Genomic DNA, 16,120 nt, shown 5'->3' with positions numbered 1-16,120 from the left:
CTATCTAGTCTTAATCACATCTCCAGGATTTGCAAACCAAGATCCTGTAGCCATATGTCCAGGATTCAAAGCCTCTAATTGAGCAATCGAGATTCCTGCACGAGCGGCAATAGCTGCTTCTCCTTCTCCAGCCATAACTTTTGTAGTCCCTTCTGGATCAGTTGGATGTTCTGAACTACTGGATGACTCTTCTACCTTCTCCTCTGAACTAGAAGATGCCTGCTCTGAACTACTACTAGAAGTGGAAGAAACTTGCTCTACTTTTGTATCTGAATCGTGAAAATCTTTCAAGGCTGCTGTGCGATTACTCCCACCTGACGAAAGATAGATCAGAACAATAATCATCACGATTACAATCACAAAGAAAATACTTGCTAGAATAGTCAAGATACGATTAGCCAGCACTCCTCCACCTTGTTCTCTCTTACGACGTTCTGATCTTGTTTCTTCTTGATTCTCATAAATATCTTCTTGCCACGGTTCTTTTGCCATACCTTACTCCTTGTTTTTTTTACTTTTCTTATTACAATATAAATATGAAAATCACACTTATACCTGAACGCTGCATCGCCTGTGGGCTTTGCCAAACTTATTCTGAATTATTTGATTACCACGATAATGGAATCGTGCGTTTTTACGATGACCCTGACCAACTAGAAAAAGAAATCTCTCCTAGTCAGGACGTTGTAGAAGCTGTTAGAAACTGTCCGACACATGCCTTGATTAAAGATTAACTCTAATATCGACAAGAACGTTCCACTCCTTCTAGTTTAGCATATTTCCATGCAAAATTATAGTCTTTTCTCTTTATTTTTTTCTGTAAAATCAGGAAGGTCACTTTTTTCTTTGACGAGATAAAGTGGTCTTTTTTTAGTCTCTAGATAAATCTTACTAATATACTTGCCAAGAATCCCAATGGTCAAGAGTTGAATCCCACCAAGGAAGAGAATAACAGCCATCAGAGATGTCCAACCTGATGTCGAATTGCCCAAAATGAGGGTCCGAACCACAACAAAAAAGGTCATTAGTAGAGAAATAAAACAAGATAGGAGACCTGCCACAAAGGCGATAATCAAGGGAAAATCTGAAAAGTTAACAATCCCTTCAATAGAGTAGAAAAAGAGTTGCCTAAAACTCCAACTGGTCTTGCCAGCCTGCCTTTCGACATTTGGATAGTCCAGATAGTGGGTTTTAAAGCCGACCCAGGTAAAGAGTCCCTTCGAAAAACGATTGGACTCAGTCAAGCTTAAAATAGCATCGACTACAGACCGTCTCATCATGCGAAAATCACGGACACCTGACGGCAGGGCTACTGGACTAATTTTTTTCATGAAGCCATAAAAGAGATCAGCACAGAAACTGCGAAAGAAGGGTTCTCCCTCCCGACTAGTTCTCCGTGTTCCTACACAGTCTAAATCTGCATTCTGGTCTAGTAAGGCTTTCATCTCAAGCAACATACTAGGAGGATCCTGGAGGTCTGCATCCATTACCACCACTAGGTCTCCTGTCGCATATTGCAAGCCTGCATAGAGAGCAGCTTCTTTGCCAAAATTTCGCGAGAAAGAAATATAATGAACTGCCGGATTTTGCTCCCGATAGGTCTTTAAGAGTTCCAAGGTCCCATCGCTCGATCCATCATCGACAAAGACATACTCGATTTCCGATTCCAAATCTGGAAGTAAAGCTTCCAAAGCCTGATAAAAAAGAGGAAGTACTTCCTCTTCGTTTAAACAGGGGACAATGATTGACATCACCATCTTAGTCTTCAAATCCATTTGGATGCTTGCTTTGCCAACGCCATGCGTCTTCACACATTTGGGTGATGTCTAATTCTGCTTCCCAGCCCAGTTCTGCTTTGGCTTTTGCAGGATCTGAATAGCAGGCAGCAATATCCCCTGGGCGACGGTCTACAATGCGGTAAGGAATTGGACGTCCCACTGCTTTTTCCATGTTTTGGATAATTTCAAGAACTGAGTAGCCTTTACCTGTTCCAAGGTTATAAACGTTTAGACCTGAACCTTTTTGGATTTTTTTCAGAGCTGCAACGTGACCTTTGGCCAAATCAACAACATGGATATAATCGCGAACACCAGTTCCGTCTTCCGTATCGTAATCGTCTCCAAACACTTGCACTTGCTCTAATTTTCCAACGGCTACTTGAGTCACATATGGCAAGAGATTGTTTGGAATACCGTTTGGATTTTCTCCCAAATCACCACTCTCATGCGCTCCGATTGGGTTGAAATAACGAAGCAAGACCACATTCCATTCTGAATCTGCCTTGTAGATATCTGTCAAAATTTCCTCAAGCATAAGCTTAGTGCGGCCATATGGGTTGGTCACTGAAAGTGGGAAATCTTCCAAGATGGGTACTGTGTGCGGATCCCCGTAAACTGTCGCAGAAGAACTGAAAATGATGTTTTTACAATTGTTTTCTTCCATAACTTTCAAAAGGCTAACAGTTCCAGCAATATTGTTGTCATAGTAGGCAAGAGGAATACGGGTAGATTCACCGACAGCCTTCAAACCAGCAAAGTGAATAACTCCTGTTGGTTCTTCTTGTTTGAAAATGTCTCTGAGGGTATCTGTATCACGGATATCTGCCTCATAAAAGGGAATGTCAACTCCTGTGATTCTTTCAACAACTTCTATACTTTTTCTATTACTATTCACAAGGTTATCCACCACAACAACTTGATGACCTGCTTGGATTAACTCAATAACAGTGTGGGTTCCGATAAAACCAGCTCCACCCGTTACCAAAATCTTTTCTTGCATCTTCTTTCCTCGATTCTCGGATTATTTTTTCTTATTTTACCATTTTTGATAGGGAATGTCATTTGCCATCCTAGAGGGTAGGATAAAATTTCAGTAAAATTCTTATTCGCTTTTTACTCGTTTGACATAGTTCTCAATTGGGTAGTTTTCAGGTTCCAAGGTCAACTCCTTTTCTTGGATCAGTTGAGCTAGATGGTAACCAATGATAGGACCAGTTGTGAGGCCTGATGAACCTAGTCCACTAGCAGCATAAACACCTGCCAATTCAGGCACCTGCCCAAAGAAAGGTGAGAAATCACTGGTATAGGCACGGATTCCCACACGCTCAGCTCTTGAAGTCGCCACTGCCAAGACTGGGTAGTGAGGCAAGGCTGCCTCCTCCATTTTCTGGAGCAAGGTTTCATCCACGGTCAAGTCAAATCCCATGTCATTTTCATGAGTAGCGCCTAGGGATAATTTCCCACCTGCAAAAGGAATCAAATCCCACTCCCCTTCTGGCATAACAACAGGGTAAGCTTCCATGTCTTTGGCAAGTTGATAATCTCGGAGCTGTCCTTTTTGAGGACGGACATCCACAGCATAACCCAAGGGTTCTAACAAGTCCCCCAACCAAGCACCTGTCGCTAAAATAACCTGTTCAAAAACGCGGTCTCCAATCTGGTAGCCTGCTGATAAAGGATTTAGACCCACCTCTTCTCTCACCACTTCAACCTTACTAGCTTTTAGTAAACGAGTGACCAAGAGCTGGCCATCTACTCTCGCTCCACCAGAAGCATAGAGCAAGCGATCAAATCCCTGCAAGCCAGGGAATAATTCATTAGCTGATGCTTGGTCCAGAATGGCTAATTGCCCTATCAAAGGAGATTCTTCTCTACGCTGGAGGGCTAGTTGATAGAGTTCTTCCAACTTAGTTTCATCCTTTTTCAGGAGAAAGACTCCCGAACGCTGGTAAAAGTCGATTTCTTGTCCTGACTTCTCTAAATCAGCTAATAAATCCACATAAAAGTCAGCCCCCAAGCGCGCCATTTTGTACCAGGCCTTATTGCGGCGTTTGGAAAACCAAGGGCTGATAATTCCTGCTGCGGCCTTGGTAGCTTGACCTTGTCCATGGTCAAAAACGGTCACCTCTAGGTCACTTTCTTGCGAGAGGTAGTAGGCAGCTGTTGCACCTACAATCCCTGCTCCAATAATAGCAACTTTTTTCATTGTTTTCACTTTCTAACTAGATATGGTGGAAAGGATTGGTCGATGCTTGACTAGGTACAATATCGATTGTCCAGCCTTTTTCAGCTTTCCATTGAGTAAGGAGTGCAGAAATTTTTTCCACAAAAAGCACTTCTATATAGTGACCTGGGTCCAATGCTAGCAAACCATCAGACAGCATATCCTGAGCAATATGGTAATAGATATCACCAGTGATATAGACATCTGCCCCCTTTGCTAAAGCATCCTTATAGAAAGACTGCCCGCTTCCACCACAAATTGCTACTCTTGAAATAGATTTCTGCAAATCATTCTCTTGATAATGCACCATTCGAAGGCTATCTAGACCAAAGATTTGCTTGACATGTTGGGCCAATTCCCCAAAAGTCTGAGGCTGAACATTCCCAATACGTCCAATCCCACGTTCAGGGCCAGTTTCCTGCAGATAAGTCGTTTCCTCGATACCTAGCATCTGACAGAACCAATCATTGAGACCATTTTCAACGATGTCAATATTGGTATGGCTGACATAAACTGCGATGTCATGCTTGATGAGATCAATGTAAATCTGATTTTGCGGACGGCTGGCTACCAAGTCCTTGATAGGACGAAAGATAGGCGCGTGCTTGACGATAATCAAATCCACACCCTTTTCAATAGCCTCTGCCACCGTCTCTTCACGAATGTCGAGAGCCACCATGACTCTTTGGATATCCTTGTCTAAAGTGCCGATTTGCAGACCACGACTGTCTCCCTCTATAGAAAATTCCTGAGGACAAAAGGCTTCATAACGTTTAATGACTTCACTTGCTAACATGGAGAACCTCCTTGATGGCTTGAATTTTATCTACTAGAACTTGACGTTCTTCCAGATTTTTGTCTGGGATTTGTCCGAGGGCAAATTCTAGCTTATCTGCTTCTTTTTGCCATTTTTGGACAAAGACTGGGCTGACTTCTTTGGACAAGAAGGAACCAAAGCGGACATCACTGGCTGATAACTTCATTTGTCCTGCTTCCACCACCAAAATCTCGTAAAACTTGCCAGCTTCTTCTAAAATGCTTTCAGCTACAATCTGAAATCCGTTCTCTTGTAGCCAAATACGCAAGTCGTCTTCACGATTATTAGGCTGGAGGATCAAACGCTCTACATTAGCCAGCTTGTCCAAGCCTTCTTCTAAAATCCTAGCAATCAAACGGCCACCCATACCAGCAATGGTAATGACAGACACTTGGTCTGCCTCTTCAAATGCTGCCAAGCCATTGGCTAAACGAACCTGGATTTTCTCCTTTAGGTCGTGAGCCTCAACATTTTTGACCGCAGACTGGTAGGGACCTTCCACCACCTCACCTGCAATGGCGCTTTTGATTTGGCCTCTCTCCACCAACTCGATAGGCAGATAAGCATGGTCACTCCCCACATCTAGTAAAATGGCTCCCTGTGGCACAAAAGAAGCCACTAATTCTAATCTCTTTGAAATCATCTTCTCTCTCTTTCCAAAACTCTATTACCTCTTATTATACCACATTTCAGCTGGCAATCTTGTACCTAAAAAGACCGCAATCCACAGATTGCAGCCTTTCTTTATTTTCTGGCTTGATAGCGACTAGTCAGGATGAAAATCACGGTAAAGACCAACATCATGACACCATAAACAGGTAATGTTTGTCCTGTTAAGGTTGAAATTTCAAGCAGTTTTTGAATTCTTGGGAAGAGAGCTGTGGCTAGGAAGCCTCCTACTGACCAAACAATCAAGAGGACACGCCATAGGGTAAATGGCATGCAGGCTCTAAATACAGATAAGAAACCAATTGACCCCAAGAGATAATAGAGTAGAGTTGAAATTTCTAACTCAGACCAACCTTGGCTACTTCCAAATATTTTCACAAAAAGAACGCTGAACACTACCATGAGAGCACTTGGTAGAGCACGAAGCATGGATCTTCTGAGGAAGTTTGGCTCGACAGGTTTGATATTTCGCTCAAAAGTCAGAACGAATGGTGGGAACCCTTCCACGAACTGGTCAATCATGGTAATCTGGATCGGAATGAAGGGGAAAATCAATATCCACTCAGACCGACCTAGTAAAGCACTGGCGATACAGATAACTGCGAGCAAGAATGAGTAGATGGTCTTTATCAAGAAAATCGGTGCAATGTGGGCAATATTATTCACCACACGACGACCTTCAAAAAGAATCTCAGGAACATCATTAAAATCAGAGTTCAAGAGAACCAGATTGGCAATCTGACGAGTCGCAGGATCTCCCTCCGCCATTACGATGGAACAATCCGCCTCACGAAGGGCCAGAATATCATTAACTCCATCCCCTGTCATAGCCGTTGTATGCCCTGCTTTTTTCAGTGTTTGGATGATGAGTTTCTTTTGATGAGGGGAAACACGTCCGAAAATAGCTGTCTCCTCAGCCATAGCAACCAATTCCTCATCCGTGATTTTCGAGCAATCTACATAACTGTCATAGTCCGCAAAACCAGCCTTCTGGGCAATACTAGACACCGTAACTGGATTGTCACCAGAGATAATCTTGAGTCCTACTTCCTGAGAACGGAGATAGTCCAGCGTCTCTGCTGCTCCCTCCCGAATGGGGTCCAAGATTTCCAGCAAAGCCAGAGCCTGAATATCAGATGGTTTCTGTGGTTTGTGATGGTCTAATTTCTCCTGACTAAGAGCTAAGACCAAGACACGTGACCCTCTCTCCAAGGCCTCTCTGGCTTCAGGGATTTCAGAGTCCAACAACATCTCAGGCGCCCCTAAGAAAACTGTCCCCAGACCTTCCAATTCCATAGCTCCCCACTTGCGGTCGCTTGAGAAGGGAAGATTCGAAATCATAGGATAAGTAACTTCTCCCACAAAACGCTGGCGAATGGCTTGAGCTGTTGGATTTTTATCCTCACTATGGGCCATATAGCTGGCCAAGATGCTAGCAAGTACTGATTCTCCATACTCTTCGGTCAAAGGAAGGACAGCTTCCACCTGCATCTTTCCTTGGGTGATGGTACCCGTCTTGTCCAGACAGAGCATGTCCACGCGCGCCAAGGTCTCAACAGAGTACATCTCCTGCACCAAGACCTTTTTCAAGCCCAACTTAATCACCGCAGTCAAAAGCGAAGTAATGGTCAAAAGGGCAATTCCCTTGGGCAACATCCCCAAAAGGGCTGTCGACGAATTTACAACGGACGACTTAAGAGGCAAGCCTTTTAGGATCAAGGCTTCTAGCAGGAGAGCTAGACCAAAGGGAATGATAATCTTTCCAGTAAAACCTGCTAACTTGTCCAGCGATTTCATGATACGAGAGTTGATTGGTTTAACGGTCTTAGCTTCCAGCATGAGTTTGGCAGCATAGTTGTCTGCACCGACATGGTGAACTTGAGCTAAAACTGACCCACTGGCCAAGAAACTTCCTGACAAAAGCAAGGCATCCACTTCCTTTTGCACCAAATCACTCTCACCAGTCAACATGGCTTCATTGACTTCCGCAAAGCCTTCCAAAACCAAGGCATCACTGGGAATCTGCTCTCCAGCCGACAGGCGAATGACATCTCCTAACACCAATTCTTCAGGATTCAGAGCAACTTCCTGGCCATCACGAATAGTCTTGACCTTTTCCTTGGTCATGAGATTGAGCTTGTCCACCATGTGCTTAGCCCGCAGCTCGGTCACAATTCCAGAAAAAGCGTTAAAGCAGATAACGGCAAAGAAGACCAGATTGCTCCAAGCCTGCACAAAGGCAAGGGCCAAAGCAATGGCAAAGTTTAAAGCGTTAAAAAGGGTAAAGACATTTCGTTTGATGATTTGCCAAGTGCTAGTACTGGCCGATGCAGTAAAATCATTGACAAAGCCCTTAGCCTGTCTTTCCTTAACTTCTATTTGGGTTAATCCCATAATCTTATTTTTATCCATAAATTCTATCATATCATTTTTTCTAAAAGAATTCTAATCTCATCCCAAATATGGACCTGGTCAAGGGAAAAGTTTGCCAGCCCTCCTTTGATAAGGTATAATAATAAGAAAATAATCGAAGGAGATCGCATGTTTTATACTTATTTACGTGGATTGGTTGTATTGCTCCTATGGTCCATCAATGGCAATGCCCACTATCATAATACTGATAAAATTCCTACTCAAGATGAAAATTATATTCTGGTTGCCCCTCACCGTACCTGGTGGGATCCTGTTTACATGGCCTTTGCGACCAAACCAAAACAATTTATCTTTATGGCAAAAAAAGAACTCTTTACCAACCGTATCTTTGGTTGGTGGATTCGTATGTGTGGTGCCTTTCCTATTGACCGTGAAAATCCTAGTGCTTCTGCCATCAAATATCCTATCAATGTTCTCAAAAAAAGTGACCGCTCTCTCATCATGTTTCCAAGCGGGAGCCGTCACTCAAACGATGTCAAGGGTGGCGTAGCCCTGATTGCCAAAATGGCCAAGGTCCGTATCATGCCGGTTACCTACACCGGTCCCATGACTTTGAAGGGATTAGTTAGCCGTGAGCGTGTCGATATGAACTTTGGAAATCCAATCGATATCTCAGATATCAAGAAAATGAATGATGAAGGCATTGAAACAGTCGCCAATCGTATCCAAGCAGAATTTCAACGTCTGGACGACGAAACGAAACAATGGCACAATGATAAAAAACCAAACCCACTCTGGTGGTTTATCCGCATCCCTGCCCTCATCCTTGCGATTATCCTCGCTATCCTAACCATCATCTTTAGCTTTATCGCAAGCTTCATATGGAATCCAGATAAAAAGAGAGAAAACCTTGGTTAAATAAATACAACAATCCCTTGGCAAAAGCCAAGGGATAAATCTTTTATTCGATTTTCCATTTTTGGGCCAACCAGCCAGAAAAGGCCAGAAAGCGTTCAGCTACTTGTTCATGGTGTCCATAAGGATCAAAGACAAACTGACCGTTCGGATAGCATTTCTGAAGACTGGTATGGATTTTCTCAGCATAGACTGGTGCTTGAGCTAATCGATTAGTATGGTGTGCTCCTTCTGTTTGACCATTCTGTAAATACAGCAAACAGTCCAAATTTTTCACATTTTCTTCCTTGCAGTAAGTCACAAAATCAGGATACCAAAAGGAACCGCAAATCGAAAAGACACAGGAAACCTTGTCAAAGCTGAAAAGACTGTAGACTGCCGCCAAACCACCTAGTGAGTAGCCTCCATAAGCAAGGCGAGTTTCGTCCAGGCGATAAAGTGACTGCAACTTGTCTAAAAGACCTCCAAATAAATGATCATGATAGACCTTGACCTGACCTCCAAAATCTGGAGCTCCATCTCTCAGAGCTGATGTCGCCCAGGGAGTGTAGTCGTCTAAGCGATTTTTAGAGGCCAAGCCCACTAAAATCACAGATTCAGAAAGAGACGATAGAAAGCCCAAGTTTCCATCATTCAATAAAATAGCCGGATAGGTTTGATTGGGATCATAGGTTGAAGGCAGGCTGACCTGGACTTGGATTCCTTCCCAATCAAACTCATTATTTATTGATAAAGTCATTGATTTTCTCAAGGGAATCAATCACTGCTGGACCGTAATCCATCAACTCATCGTAAGAGATAGTCATGATTTTTTGATTCTTAATAGCAGGAACACCTTCTAAAACAGCATTTGCCTTCATCAACTCTACTGCTTTTTCATCCAATTTTTTATTGCGGTCGCTGGTCACATAGATAATCAACTCAGGATCCATTGACACGAGATTTTCCAAGGTCAAGCCTGATGTCCCCGTAGCAACGTTGGTATAACCAAGTTGGTTCAGCAAACTTTCTTGCAAAGCAGACTTGTAGGCACCGAAGGTTTCATCATTATAAGCAACCATAATCAAAGCCTTTTTCTTTTCACCTTGACTTGCTGGATTTGCTTTCTTAACAGCGTCAATTTTAGCTTGTAATTGGGCTGCGTATTCATTGGCCTTGTCCTGAACATTGAAAATCATTCCAATATTTTTGACATCTTCTACAATATTCCCCAAATCTTGCTGAATCGTTGAGAGAGAAGCTTTTTGCGTATAGACTGGGATTTTATTTTCATTCCAAGTGCTAACTGTCCCCAAGGATTTTTCAGAAAACATCATGTTTCGACCCATCACAGCGTCTGGTTCATAAGAAAGAACTGTCTCTTGTGAGACTGTTTTTTTATCGCCGATTTGAGGAATAGTCGCAATCGCGTCCTTATATTTATCTGTTACAGCATTGTCAGGGTTGAGCATGCCAGCAAGTTTATCCTTCAACCCCAACTCCAATAAGATTTCAGTAGTTGAAAGATTGTTGGTGATCACTTTTTCAGGTGCCTTGTCAAAAACTTGTTCAACTTCAGTTCCTTTTGCATCATAGGTTTTGACCGTTAGCGGATAAGTCGTCTCTGTACTGGCCTTTTGACTTGTTTCTGCGCTTGATTGTGTCGTAGCTTTTTCTGTAGTAGTGTTGCCACAAGCTGCCATGGTTAGGGTAGCTACTGTTACCAGTAAAATACTGAGTGTTTTTTTCATCTTGTTTTCCTTTTCATTCTTATAAATAGTAAATCATGGCTTGCTGATCCTCAGTCCAAGTAACCTGACTTTGAACTCCGTATACAGTTTGCAATGACTCAGGGGTGATGGTCTCCTTTGGAGTCCCTTGGTAAAGGATTTCTCCCTCTTTCATTAGATAGAGATAATCCGAATAGCGACAAGCAAGTTGAATATCATGCAGGACAGCTAGAACATTGACCTTGAGCTCCTTCACAATGGCCAACAAGTCTAGCTGATACTTGATATCCAGGTGATTGGTTGGTTCGTCCAGTAGCAAGAGAGTCGGTTCTTGCGCCAAGGCGCGGGCTAGTAAGACTCGCTGTTTCTCTCCCCCTGACAGAGACGAATAGAGACGAGTTTTCTTCTCGAGCATATCCACCTTAACGAGGGCATCTTGAACGAGTGTAAAATCCCTTTCCCTTTCCTTCTGTAAAAAAGAGAGGTGGGGAGTTCTTCCCAGCAAGACGATTTCCTCAACTGTACAATCAAACTGCAGCTGGTTAAACTGGGTCACAACTGCCATTTGCTTGGCTGTTTCTTTGAGCGTCCATTGTTCCAGAGGCTTTCCATCTAGGCTTATCAAGCCTTTGTCCACCTTTTCCTGACGATAAAGGAGTTTAAGTAGACTGGTTTTCCCGCTTCCATTTGGTCCTAATATCGTGTGAAATTGATTCCCCTCAACCTTAAGAGAGACTCCTTTGAGGATTTTCTTCTCTCCCAGTCCAAAGTGGACATCCTGACAAATCAAGTCCATATCAGCCCCTCACCTCCCTTCGCCTACCTCCAACAATGTAAATAAAGAAGGGAGCACCTACCAAGGCCGTGAAAATACCAATCGGCAACTCAGCATTTGGAATAGTGACACGAGAGAGTACATCTGCCCAGATGACAAAGAGGGCACCCAGTATGGTCGCAACAGGAAAAAGTCTCTTATAATTCGTTCCTACTAACCCTCGAGCTAAGTGAGGAGTAATCAGACCGACAAATCCAATAATCCCACAGGTTGCCACTAAGACTGCTGTCAGCACAGCCACCATTGTCACATAAAGATACCAATAAAAGCGTAAAGGAATTCCCAAAGTTAAAGCAGCCTCATCTCCCATCATCATGGCATTAAAAACACGATACTGGGTAGCGAAAAATAGAAAGGCCATTCCCACTACTATAGTTGGCAGGACTAAGTCAGACCAGGTAGTCCCAGCGAGCGAACCCATTGTCCAAAACTTAATGGTCATCACACTGTCCGCATTAGCCCCAACTGAGATAATAAAGTTTGAAAAGGCCAGAAAGAGAGCGTTGACCACCGTTCCCGATAAAATCAGACTGGAAGTTGTCATCCTTCCCTGCATAGAGGCAATGATGAGGACAGCAATTGTTGCTAAAATAGCTCCAAGAAAAGCTCCAAGGCTAATCATCACTTTTAAACCAAGAATGATGCTCAAGGTTGCACCTAGAGTTGCACCCGCAGAGATTCCTAAGACATAAGGCTCTGCGATGGGATTGTTCACTGTAGACTGCATCACGCTACCACACATAGAAAGGCCTGCTCCTACTATCAGACCTAACAATACTCGAGGGAATCTCATATTCCATACAATGGCAAGAGTAGACTTGGAAACCTCTCCTATCTCAAGAGGAAATCCCAACCTGCTCAAAATAATCCGATAGGTATCTCCTAGTTCAATCGCAACGGATCCCATTGAAACTGCTAGAAAGAGAGAAATCCCTAAAATACTTAGCAAAATAACTAAAAGTAACACAAATTGCTGGTCTTGTCGGCTTCCAGAAAATTTGGAAAGCATGCAAACCTCCTTTGATAGAATCTTAAAAATTTAGAAAAATCTCATAAAAAGTATACCATATTTTCAACTGTGTAACAAGATGAGAACAAATGAATATAGTTGGTTTTGCAGCGCTAGGAACCGTAACCAAAGATAATACTTGAGCATATCAAGGTAAGGTGACAACAAAAAAAGCCCTCTGAAGTCAGAGAGCTGATTTGAGATTGGGATAAAATCCATACAAAAAAGCTATCCAATTTAGAGTAGCTTCATTATCAAGATATGCTCAATTGAACACGGCTTAAGCAAGCAGATAAAAACAAAAAGCCCTCTAAAAATCAGAGAGCTCCAGTCTTGCTGGATAAACCGTTTATAGACTAGCGACGAGGCGAAGGTTGTACAAAATTTTTAGTGAAACAAAAAAATCTCCCCGAAGGGAGAATATCTGGTTTATTTTACCTTACAGTGCTAGGAACCGTAACCGAAGATTATACTTGAGTATATCGAGGTAAGGTGACAACGCAATGTAAGTGGAAAATAAAGCAGATTAGCGACGAAGTCCTAGAGAGTTGATCAACTCACGGTAACGGTTAACGTCGTTTTTACGCAAGTATGCAAGCAAGTTACGACGGCGACCGATTTTTTTCATCAATCCACGGTAAGTAGCGTGGTCTTTTTTGTGTTGTTTGATGTGTTCGTTAAGGTGGTTGATTTCCCAAGTAAGGACAGCAACTTGAACCTCTACTGAACCTGTATCACCTTCGTGACGTGCATATTGTGCGATGATTTCATTTTTTTTCTCTTTTGAGATTGCCATGATGTTTCTCCTTTTTATTTGGCTTCATCCGAGTGACAGGTTGGCATGCCTGTAACCAAGAAGAAGTTATTTGTCTTTACGACAATCCCTATTCTACCAATAACTAACTTCTTTGTCAACAGATTTACTTTCTTGTTTTAAACATGCTATAATAATTATAGCAAGAAATCTAAGTTATCTGTTTTTAAACGAGGTGATTAGCATGCCTAGATTCTATTCCCATCTCCCCTACTATCTGGTCATCTTTTTCTTTTATTGGCCACTTTATGAGTTGTTCTTGCTAGTTGTTTCTGACCCCCTTTTGCTCAAGAGTCTCTACGTAAATAATATTCTCTTCTTTACACCTCTGGTAATCTTGATTATATCGCTACTTTATAGCTACCGTGTCCGTTTCTCACTTTGGTGGTTAATTGGTAACGGACTGCTCTTTTGCTTTACTATCATAACCTTTGGTGAATTTATCTGGTTTTACTTTTTAGCCTATGAAACCTTGGCTCTGATGGGTCTGGCTTCCGGTATTGGTATCAAGCATATTCTACAAAAAATGAAAAACAAAAAACTTTCACAAAATCCTTGAAAAATCTCACAATCATGCTATAATAATCCATAGAGACAAGTCACTTAGTCCCTTTCTACTAGAGAGTGCGTGGTTGCTGGAAACGCATAGAGAGCCTAAACTGATACTACTCTTGACTTTTTTATGAAAACATAAAACGGTGGCCACGTTAGAGCCAATCAGAGGTGTCCCTCTTTTTTGAGGAACATAAATGAAGGTGGAACCACGTTGCGACGTCCTTTTGAGGATGTCGCTCTTTGTTTTTCTAGCTTTCACAGTCCTCTGTCTCTGTTTTCAGAATAGGGTTAACACATTCGTCAATAATATAAGTAAGGAGAACATCATGATTAACATTACTTTCCCAGATGGCGCTGTTCGTGAATTCGAATCTGGCGTTACTACTTTTGAAATAGCCCAATCTATCAGCAATTCCCTAGCTAAAAAAGCTCTTGCTGGTAAATTTAACGGCAAACTCATCGACACTACTCGTGCTATCACTGAAGATGGAAGCATCGAAATTGTGACACCTGACCACGAAGATGCCCTTCCAATCTTGCGTCACTCAGCCGCTCACTTGTTTGCCCAAGCAGCTCGTCGTCTTTTCCCAGACATTCACTTGGGTGTTGGTCCAGCCATCGAGGACGGCTTCTACTACGATACTGACAACACAGCTGGTCAAATCTCTAACGAAGACCTTCCTCGCATCGAAGAAGAAATGCAAAAAATTGTCAAAGAAAACTTCCCATCAATTCGTGAAGAAGTGACTAAAGACGAGGCACGTGAAATCTTTAAAAACGACCCTTACAAGTTGGAATTGATTGAAGAACACTCTGAAGACGAAGGTGGTTTGACTATCTATCGTCAAGGTGAGTATGTAGACCTTTGCCGTGGCCCTCACGTCCCATCAACAGGCCGTATCCAAATCTTCCACCTTCTCCATGTAGCTGGTGCTTACTGGCGTGGAAATAGTGATAACGCTATGATGCAACGTATCTATGGTACAGCTTGGTTTGACAAAAAAGACTTGAAAAACTACCTCCAAATGCGTGAAGAAGCTAAGGAACGTGACCACCGTAAACTTGGTAAAGAGCTTGACCTCTTCATGATTTCTCAAGAAGTTGGTCAAGGACTTCCATTCTGGTTGCCAAATGGTGACTATCCGTCGTGAGTTAGAACGCTATATCGTTGACAAAGAGTTGGCTTCAGGCTACCAACACGTATACACTCCACCACTTGCTTCTGTTGAACTTTACAAGACTTCTGGTCACTGGGATCATTACCAAGAAGACATGTTCCCAACTATGGACATGGGTGACGGGGAAGAATTTGTCCTTCGTCCAATGAACTGTCCGCACCACATCCAAGTCTTCAAACACCATGTTCACTCTTACCGTGAGTTGCCAATCCGTATCGCTGAAATCGGTATGATGCACCGCTACGAAAAATCTGGTTCCCTGACTGGTCTTCAACGTGTACGTGAAATGTCACTCAACGATGGTCACCTCTTTGTGACTCCAGAACAAATCCAAGAAGAATTCCAACGTGCTCTTCAGTTGATTATCGATGTTTATGAAGACTTCAACTTGACTGAATATCGCTTCCGCCTCTCTCTTCGTGACCCTCAAGATACTCACAAGTACTTTGACAACGATGAGATGTGGGAAAATGCTCAAACCATGCTTCGTGCAGCCCTTGATGAAATGGGCGTGGACTACTTTGAAGCCGAAGGTGAAGCAGCCTTCTACGGACCAAAATTGGATATTCAAGTTAAGACCGCTCTTGGAAAAGAAGAAACTCTTTCTACTATCCAACTTGACTTCTTGCTTCCAGAACGCTTCGACCTTAAATACATCGGAGCTGATGGTGAAGAGCACCGTCCAGTTATGATCCACCGTGGAGTTATCTCAACTATGGAACGCTTCACAGCTATCTTGATTGAGAACTACAAGGGTGCCTTCCCAACATGGCTTGCACCACACCAAGTAACCCTCATCCCAGTATCTAACGAAAAACACGTAGACTACGCATGGGAAGTAGCTAAGAAACTCCGTGACCGTGGTGTCCGTGCAGACGTAGATGAGCGCAATGAAAAAATGCAGTTCAAGATCCGTGCTTCACAAACAAGCAAGATTCCTTACCAATTGATCGTTGGAGACAAGGAAATGGAAGACGGAACTGTTAACGTTCGTCGCTATGGCCAAAAAGAAACACAAACTGTCTCAGTAGATGACTTTGTTCAAGCTATCCTAGCTGATATCGCCAACAAATCACGCGTTGAGAAATAAGAGATAAAATCCTAGCTAGCTAAAAAGCAACAACTGAAACAGCTGTTGCTTTTTATATTTTTACTCAATGAAAATCAAAAAGCAAACTAGGAAGCTAGCCGCAAGCTGTACTTGAGTACGGTAAGGCGACGCTGACGTGGTTTGAATTTGATTT

15 protein-coding genes and 2 pseudogenes are annotated in these 16,120 nt (G+C 42.7%); 5 read left to right on the top strand and 12 right to left on the bottom strand.

Annotation, left to right across the window (positions count from 1 at the left end; genetic code table 11):
* Positions 1 to 492: an SAG1386/EF1546 family surface-associated protein gene (locus SK637_RS03090; RefSeq protein ID WP_033688356.1), complete on the bottom strand. Its 492-nt coding sequence runs from the start codon at positions 490 to 492 to the stop codon at positions 1 to 3.
* 44 nt (positions 493 to 536) lie between these two features.
* Here SK637_RS03090 and SK637_RS03085 point away from each other — a divergent pair, with 44 nt between their 5' ends.
* Complete coding sequence (locus tag SK637_RS03085; RefSeq protein WP_161970138.1) at positions 537 to 734, top strand: ferredoxin; 198 nt, start codon at positions 537 to 539, stop codon at positions 732 to 734.
* A gap of 57 nt (positions 735 to 791) precedes the next feature.
* Here the strand turns inward: SK637_RS03085 and SK637_RS03080 are convergent, their stop codons facing one another.
* The 6 genes from SK637_RS03080 to SK637_RS03055 form a co-directional block, all read right to left on the bottom strand.
* Positions 792 to 1,757: a glycosyltransferase family 2 protein gene (locus SK637_RS03080; protein WP_033688354.1), complete on the bottom strand. Its 966-nt coding sequence runs from the start codon at positions 1,755 to 1,757 to the stop codon at positions 792 to 794.
* A gap of 1 nt (position 1,758) precedes the next feature.
* A complete protein-coding gene (gene galE, locus SK637_RS03075; protein ID WP_033688352.1) occupies positions 1,759 to 2,778 on the bottom strand; it encodes a UDP-glucose 4-epimerase GalE in 1,020 nt (339 codons plus the stop codon).
* Positions 2,779 to 2,880: 102 nt separating this feature from the next.
* Entirely contained in the window at positions 2,881 to 3,984 is a 1,104-nt protein-coding gene (locus tag SK637_RS03070; RefSeq protein WP_033688350.1) for an NAD(P)/FAD-dependent oxidoreductase, read from the bottom strand.
* 16 nt (positions 3,985 to 4,000) lie between these two features.
* A complete protein-coding gene (locus tag SK637_RS03065; protein ID WP_033688349.1) occupies positions 4,001 to 4,798 on the bottom strand; it encodes a Nif3-like dinuclear metal center hexameric protein in 798 nt (265 codons plus the stop codon).
* Entirely contained in the window at positions 4,785 to 5,462 is a 678-nt protein-coding gene (locus tag SK637_RS03060) for a tRNA (adenine(22)-N(1))-methyltransferase (protein WP_033688347.1), read from the bottom strand. The genes SK637_RS03065 and SK637_RS03060 overlap by 14 nt, the downstream gene beginning before the upstream one ends.
* 101 nt (positions 5,463 to 5,563) lie before the next feature.
* On the bottom strand, positions 5,564 to 7,900 hold the full coding sequence (locus tag SK637_RS03055) for a cation-translocating P-type ATPase (RefSeq protein WP_033688428.1): 2,337 nt from the start codon (positions 7,898 to 7,900) through the stop codon (positions 5,564 to 5,566).
* A 129-nt stretch (positions 7,901 to 8,029) separates the two neighbouring features.
* Here SK637_RS03055 and SK637_RS03050 point away from each other — a divergent pair, with 129 nt between their 5' ends.
* Positions 8,030 to 8,779: a lysophospholipid acyltransferase family protein gene (locus SK637_RS03050; protein WP_033688346.1), complete on the top strand. Its 750-nt coding sequence runs from the start codon at positions 8,030 to 8,032 to the stop codon at positions 8,777 to 8,779.
* Between the two features lie 43 nt (positions 8,780 to 8,822).
* Here SK637_RS03050 and SK637_RS03045 read toward each other — a convergent pair whose 3' ends face one another.
* From SK637_RS03045 to rpsO, 5 genes are all read right to left on the bottom strand, one after another.
* Positions 8,823 to 9,515 carry an alpha/beta hydrolase-fold protein gene (locus SK637_RS03045; protein ID WP_033688344.1) on the bottom strand — a complete coding sequence of 231 codons (693 nt, stop codon included), beginning with the start codon at positions 9,513 to 9,515 and terminating at the stop codon, positions 8,823 to 8,825.
* Positions 9,496 to 10,506 carry an ABC transporter substrate-binding protein gene (locus SK637_RS03040; RefSeq protein ID WP_033688342.1) on the bottom strand — a complete coding sequence of 337 codons (1,011 nt, stop codon included), beginning with the start codon at positions 10,504 to 10,506 and terminating at the stop codon, positions 9,496 to 9,498. The genes SK637_RS03045 and SK637_RS03040 overlap by 20 nt, the downstream gene beginning before the upstream one ends.
* A gap of 19 nt (positions 10,507 to 10,525) precedes the next feature.
* Complete coding sequence (locus SK637_RS03035; protein ID WP_033688341.1) at positions 10,526 to 11,281, bottom strand: ABC transporter ATP-binding protein; 756 nt, start codon at positions 11,279 to 11,281, stop codon at positions 10,526 to 10,528.
* Position 11,282: 1 nt separating this feature from the next.
* A complete protein-coding gene (locus SK637_RS03030; RefSeq protein WP_033688340.1) occupies positions 11,283 to 12,329 on the bottom strand; it encodes a FecCD family ABC transporter permease in 1,047 nt (348 codons plus the stop codon).
* Positions 12,330 to 12,855: 526 nt separating this feature from the next.
* Positions 12,856 to 13,125: a 30S ribosomal protein S15 gene (rpsO, locus tag SK637_RS03025; protein WP_001018251.1), complete on the bottom strand. Its 270-nt coding sequence runs from the start codon at positions 13,123 to 13,125 to the stop codon at positions 12,856 to 12,858.
* 202 nt (positions 13,126 to 13,327) lie between these two features.
* On the opposite strand from rpsO, the gene SK637_RS09735 reads away from it, so the two are divergent.
* From SK637_RS09735 to thrS, 3 genes and pseudogenes are all read left to right on the top strand, one after another.
* Complete coding sequence (locus SK637_RS09735; RefSeq protein WP_033688339.1) at positions 13,328 to 13,702, top strand: hypothetical protein; 375 nt, start codon at positions 13,328 to 13,330, stop codon at positions 13,700 to 13,702.
* A 73-nt stretch (positions 13,703 to 13,775) separates the two neighbouring features.
* A pseudogene (locus SK637_RS10280) lies at positions 13,776 to 13,984 on the top strand (hypothetical protein).
* 40 nt (positions 13,985 to 14,024) lie between these two features.
* A pseudogene (gene thrS, locus SK637_RS03005) lies at positions 14,025 to 15,966 on the top strand (threonine--tRNA ligase).
* The last annotated feature ends 154 nt before the right edge of the window (positions 15,967 to 16,120 follow it).

Source organism: Streptococcus mitis (assembly GCF_000722765.2).
GTDB classification, from domain to species: Bacteria; Bacillota; Bacilli; order Lactobacillales; family Streptococcaceae; genus Streptococcus; species Streptococcus mitis_AQ.
The sequence above is the reverse complement of the archived record's forward strand: the minus strand, read 5'-3'. Positions and strand labels throughout refer to the sequence as shown.

Bases quoted from the DNA above. Each gene is read 5' to 3' on its own strand.
- SK637_RS03080 (WP_033688354.1), bottom strand. From the start codon at position 1,757: ATGGTGATGTCAATCATTGTCCCCTGTTTAAACGAAGAGGAAGTACTT.
- galE (WP_033688352.1), bottom strand. From the start codon at position 2,778: ATGCAAGAAAAGATTTTGGTAACGGGTGGAGCTGGTTTTATCGGAACC.
- SK637_RS03035 (WP_033688341.1), bottom strand. From the start codon at position 11,281: ATGGACTTGATTTGTCAGGATGTCCACTTTGGACTGGGAGAGAAGAAA.
- SK637_RS03055 (WP_033688428.1), bottom strand. From the start codon at position 7,900: ATGGATAAAAATAAGATTATGGGATTAACCCAAATAGAAGTTAAGGAA.
- SK637_RS03030 (WP_033688340.1), bottom strand. From the start codon at position 12,329: ATGCTTTCCAAATTTTCTGGAAGCCGACAAGACCAGCAATTTGTGTTA.
- SK637_RS03065 (WP_033688349.1), bottom strand. From the start codon at position 4,798: ATGTTAGCAAGTGAAGTCATTAAACGTTATGAAGCCTTTTGTCCTCAG.
- SK637_RS03045 (WP_033688344.1), bottom strand. From the start codon at position 9,515: ATGACTTTATCAATAAATAATGAGTTTGATTGGGAAGGAATCCAAGTC.
- SK637_RS03090 (WP_033688356.1), bottom strand. From the start codon at position 492: ATGGCAAAAGAACCGTGGCAAGAAGATATTTATGAGAATCAAGAAGAA.
- SK637_RS03060 (WP_033688347.1), bottom strand. From the start codon at position 5,462: ATGATTTCAAAGAGATTAGAATTAGTGGCTTCTTTTGTGCCACAGGGA.
- SK637_RS03050 (WP_033688346.1), top strand. From the start codon at position 8,030: ATGTTTTATACTTATTTACGTGGATTGGTTGTATTGCTCCTATGGTCC.
- SK637_RS03070 (WP_033688350.1), bottom strand. From the start codon at position 3,984: ATGAAAAAAGTTGCTATTATTGGAGCAGGGATTGTAGGTGCAACAGCT.
- SK637_RS09735 (WP_033688339.1), top strand. From the start codon at position 13,328: ATGCCTAGATTCTATTCCCATCTCCCCTACTATCTGGTCATCTTTTTC.
- rpsO (WP_001018251.1), bottom strand. From the start codon at position 13,125: ATGGCAATCTCAAAAGAGAAAAAAAATGAAATCATCGCACAATATGCA.
- SK637_RS03085 (WP_161970138.1), top strand. From the start codon at position 537: ATGAAAATCACACTTATACCTGAACGCTGCATCGCCTGTGGGCTTTGC.
- SK637_RS03040 (WP_033688342.1), bottom strand. From the start codon at position 10,506: ATGAAAAAAACACTCAGTATTTTACTGGTAACAGTAGCTACCCTAACC.